Here is a 4,769-nt window from a genome sequence, read left to right as displayed (position 1 = left end):
TCTATACGCCGTGCAATTGAAATTTCAAAGAGTTATTTTCCCACTGAATACTCGGCACAGATTACCGCCCGATCCCAGAATCATTATTTTCTTTATTGTCTAGAATCGGCCATAATTCCCCTACAAGCTGGTAATTTAGCTGGAGTTTGGCAAGCGTTAGAAGAGGCTTTAAAAATAGATCGTAGCTCTGAAGCAGTCGCAAATTTATTCCGGTGGCTAACACAAGAAGAAGCAGCTCCTCTGCGTGATGAAATTGCCTCAAGATTGCTCTCAGTTCCTTTATAAAAACTTGTTTTGGAAAAAGCAAAAATTTTCTAGTTTTGGACTAAAAACTATGTCAATTAGTCAGATTGAGCATCCTACTATAAATACTTCATCTTTTGAGCCACAAAATCGAAAGGATGGGATCAGCGGTCTGATGCGAGTTCGTAATGAAGAGGAATTTTTGGCAGCAACGATCGAATCTTGGATTGATTATGTAGATGAATTGGTAATTGTGTATCATCAGTGTACGGACAAAACTCCCCAAATAATAGAGGCCTTTGCACAAAAATATCCTCAGAAAATACGGGCTTTTCATTACTTACCCCACGTCTATTCATTTTGTACAAAAGAACAAGTTGAATTGGATGTAAACAACATTCATTCTTTCGTTTTTTATTCTAATTTTGGTCTTAGTCAGACGCGGTATAAAATTTGCGTTTATATTGATGGCGATTGCGTGGGTATTCCTGAACACTTAAAAACTATTTATAATTATTTGAAGCAAAATCATCTGCAAAACACAGCCTTATTTTTTTCAGGAGTAAACTTATATCAACTTGCAGACGATCCAAACTACTACACAAATTTAAACTGTCCGGCTTCTGGTGATGGAGATGTAGCATATTGGACAGTTTCACCGCGAAATATTTTCGATAAAAATGCAAAAATTCCATTCTGTGAAGCAATTCAATTTGAAGGACTCACACCTTATTATATAGGGTTTATTTTTTGGCACACACATTGGTTAAAAAAGAACGCATTTTCGAGGAATGAGGGCAGAGAGTTAGATGGCGAGCTTTTAGAGAAACTAAACGATATTGAGATCAGAAATAGAAATCGAGAATTAGTTTTATTATCTCAAAAATTTAAGCAAGAAAATAAAAAATTTCAAAATGTTTCTTGCCAAAAGTTTTTTTTGTATTTTGATTTCGCTTCTCTGCCTAATGTTATAGCCTTAGAGTCGAAGCTAGTAGCAATACATAATAACTTGGGTTATACCTTGGAACAACAAGGCAAGTTTGATGAAGCAGTTACTTGTTATCAAAAAGCCTTAGAACTTCAGCCCAACTGTGCCGAAGCAGAAGTCAATTTAGGCAACGCCCTGAACGCGCAAGGTAAACTATCAAAAGATCAACAAGCGCACTACGCGGATTTAAATCATAAATTGGGACTTTCTCGCACGATCGCAGGAAATTTCAAAGAAGCAATTAATTACTATCGTCAAGCGATCGCTCTTGACCCAAACTTGCTAGAGGCATATTATAGCTTAGGCAACACCCTGCAAGAAGTAGGTCAGTGGGAAGACGCGATCGCCTCTTATGACCAAGCCCTAAAACTTAATCCTTTAAACTGGGAAATCTACATCCGTTTGAGTCAGGTTTACCAAGCTCAAAATAAGAGAGCAGAGGCGATTTCTGTGTATCGTCAGGCATTAACTTTATTCAATCCTCACTATGCCAAAGTGGTATCTGCTTACCAGAATGCTGCCATCACTCCAGAAATGCTCGTTACTCCCCCCATTCCTCAAGGTGAGGTTACTGTTGGTGACTATCAGTTTCCAGCGATTCCACCTGTAACAGACCCAGAGAAACCTCGACCATTTTGGACTGTGGTGATTCCAGTATATAACCGCACCGATTATCTTCTTGAATGTCTGGCTAGCGTCTTGGTGCAATGGACTGGGGCAGAGCAGATGGAAATTCTGGTAATGGATAATGCCAGTACAACACCATTGTTTGATCTAGTCAACAGTATTGGGGGGGGAATAATCCGCTACTACCGCAATCAGGAAAATATCGGAGTATTGCCAAATCAAAATGCAGGCATTTCCCTCAGTCGCGGTCAGTGGATTCATATTCTGCATGATGATGATAGTGTGCTTCCAGGTTTTTATGACCGACTCCAGCAAAGTCTTCAAGGGTGTCCAGATTCCGTAGGAGCCGCTTTTGCTAATTTTGAATATTTCAATGAAAAAGGAACAGTAACTGAAAAAGGGGAAGTGATTTCCTGTTTTGGAAACCAGAAAGGTATCTGTGGGAATTTTTGGCAGCAGATTGGTGTAACATGTCCGTTACAAATGCCTGCGGTTGTCATTCGTCGCCTGACTCATGAACAAATAGGAGGTTATTATCCAAAGTTAGTTTGTACTCCTGAATGGGAAATTTATAAACGCATTACTGCTTCTTCTAATTGGTGGTACGAACCGGAAAGTTTGGCTCGTTACCGTATACATTCCCACAGGCAAACAGGTGATGACTTATCATCCGGTATTTTAGCGACATCCATCCGCCAATGTATAGAAATTTCAGAGAGTTATCTTCCTGCTGAATATCGCGCAGACATTACAAGCCAAGCTCGTAGCTATAATTTCAATTATTGTTTGACACGGGCGGCGATTCCGCTAAACAGTGGTAATGTTATAGGAGCTTTGCGTATGCTCCAAGAAATTCTCAAACTTGACAGCTCCCCGCAAGCATTAGCAAAGTTATTCGTTTGGTTGACTCAAGATGAAGCCGCTCCCCTACGAGAAGAAATCATTGCTAAGTTCCTACCAGTACCTGTAGATAATACCCAAGGCAATATTCCTACTGAATTAAAATCCCTACAAATTGCGATCGCACTATAGGATATGAAAATACTTGTAACTGGAACTGAAGGTTATATCGGCTCATTATTAGCTCCTCTGTTGATTCAACAAGGTCATGAAGTTATTGGTTTAGATACTGGCTTTTATAAAGTAGGTTGGCTATATAACGCCACTAAGGTAACTGCCAAAACCCTCAACAAAGATATCCGTCACATTACAATAGAAGACCTGCAAGGTGTGGAAGCAGTAGTTCACATGGCAGAACTCTCTAACGACCCTTTAGGTCAGTTAGCCTCTGATATCACCTACGATATCAACCACAAAGGCTCAGTACATATAGCCAAACTGGCCAAAGCAGCTGGAATCCAACGCTTTGTCTATACTTCATCATGCAGTGTCTATGGTTTTGCCACTGAAGACTACGTTAACGAAGAGTCTACCATCAATCCCCAAACAGCTTATGCCAAATGTAAAGCACTTGTCGAACAGGATGTGAAACTCCTTGCTGATGATAGCTTTTCTCCCACCTTTCTCCGAAATGCCACAGCCTATGGCGCTTCTGGGAGAATGCGCTTTGATATTGTCTTAAACAATCTAGCAGGTTGGGCATGGACAATTAAAGAAATCAAGATGAACAGCGACGGTACACCTTGGCGTCCCTTAGTACATCTATTAGATATCTGCAAAGCAATTATTTGTACCTTAGAAGCTCCGCGTGATGTAATTCACAACCAAATTTTCAATGTCGGTGATACAAATAGCAACTATCAAGTCAAACAAATTGCTCAAATAGTTGCAGATGTTTTTACAGATTGTCAATTGAGCTTTGGTAAACACGATCCTGACAACCGCAGCTATCGGGTTTTATTTAATAAAATTAACCAAAATTTACCAGGATTCAAATGTGAATGGGATGCCCAGCGCGGTGCCCAACAACTATATAATGTCTTCCAGCAAATTGATATGGATAGAGGAACATTTGAGTCTAGAGGCTTTACTCGCCTAAAACAATTGGAATACCTCATACGCACTCAACAAATCAATCAAGATTTCTTCTGGCAGACTGTTTAAAAATTTCATATAAAGTTATGAATTTACTGAAATCAACAAATAATCAACTAATAACTGGTAACTGTCTATTCTGTGGAACAGGGTTACAGCATACCTTTGTAGATTTAGGTATGTCTCCTCCTTGCGAAAGTTATCGCAGTCTCAAACAACTCAATGAAGTAGAGCCATTTTATCCTTTACATGTCTATGTTTGTGAAGAGTGTTTGTTAGTTCAACTCCAAGAATACATTAGCCCAGAAAATATTTTTAGCGACTACGCTTATTTCTCTTCCTACTCTGATAGCTGGTTGCAACACGCCAAGAAATATGTTGATTTGGTAGTAGAACGTTTCCAATTAAACCAGGAAAGTCAGGTAATAGAAATTGCTAGCAACGATGGCTACTTGCTGCAATACTTCGTTGCCAAAAGCATCCCGGCGCTGGGAATAGAGCCAGCAGCAAATGTTGCTGAGGTAGCAATTAAAAAAGGTATTCCTACAATCGTCAAATTTTTTGGACAGGAGACAGCAAAAGAACAGGTTGCTAAGGGCAAACAGGCAGATTTATTACTCGGAAATAATGTCCTTGCTCATACACCATATCTCAATGATTTTGTCAAAGGGATGAAAATTATCCTCAAACCGCATGGTGTAATTACTATGGAATTTCCCCACTTGATGCGGTTAATCGAGGAAAATCAGTTTGATACTATTTACCACGAGCATTTCTCTTATTTTTCCTTTCTTACCGTAGACAAGATTTTTGCTGCTCACGGGTTGACAATTTTTGATGTAGAAGAATTAACTACTCATGGTGGTTCTTTGAGAATTTATGCGCGCCACAACGAAGACTCTTCTAAACCTATTAG

4 protein-coding genes are annotated in these 4,769 nt (G+C 39.5%); all 4 read left to right on the top strand.

The window, feature by feature from the left end:
• Positions 1-285, top strand: a 285-nt coding sequence (locus IQ229_RS13485) for a hypothetical protein (protein ID WP_194044448.1), incomplete at its 5' end; no start/stop codon positions are given.
• A gap of 49 nt (positions 286-334) precedes the next feature.
• Positions 335-2,890 (top strand): tetratricopeptide repeat protein, encoded by a 2,556-nt coding sequence (locus IQ229_RS13480; protein WP_194044446.1) that lies wholly within the window; start codon positions 335-337, stop codon positions 2,888-2,890.
• A gap of 3 nt (positions 2,891-2,893) precedes the next feature.
• Positions 2,894-3,922 carry an NAD-dependent epimerase/dehydratase family protein gene (locus tag IQ229_RS13475; RefSeq protein ID WP_194044436.1) on the top strand — a complete coding sequence of 343 codons (1,029 nt, stop codon included), beginning with the start codon at positions 2,894-2,896 and terminating at the stop codon, positions 3,920-3,922.
• 17 nt (positions 3,923-3,939) lie between these two features.
• Positions 3,940-4,769: class I SAM-dependent methyltransferase (locus tag IQ229_RS13470; RefSeq protein ID WP_194044428.1), on the top strand; the 830-nt coding region annotated here is incomplete at its 3' end.

This window comes from Nostoc cf. edaphicum LEGE 07299 (genome assembly GCF_015207245.1).
GTDB lineage: Bacteria > Cyanobacteriota > Cyanobacteriia > Cyanobacteriales > Nostocaceae > Nostoc > Nostoc edaphicum_B.
Note: the sequence above shows the minus strand (reverse complement) of the source record. Positions and strands in the feature narration are given on the sequence as shown.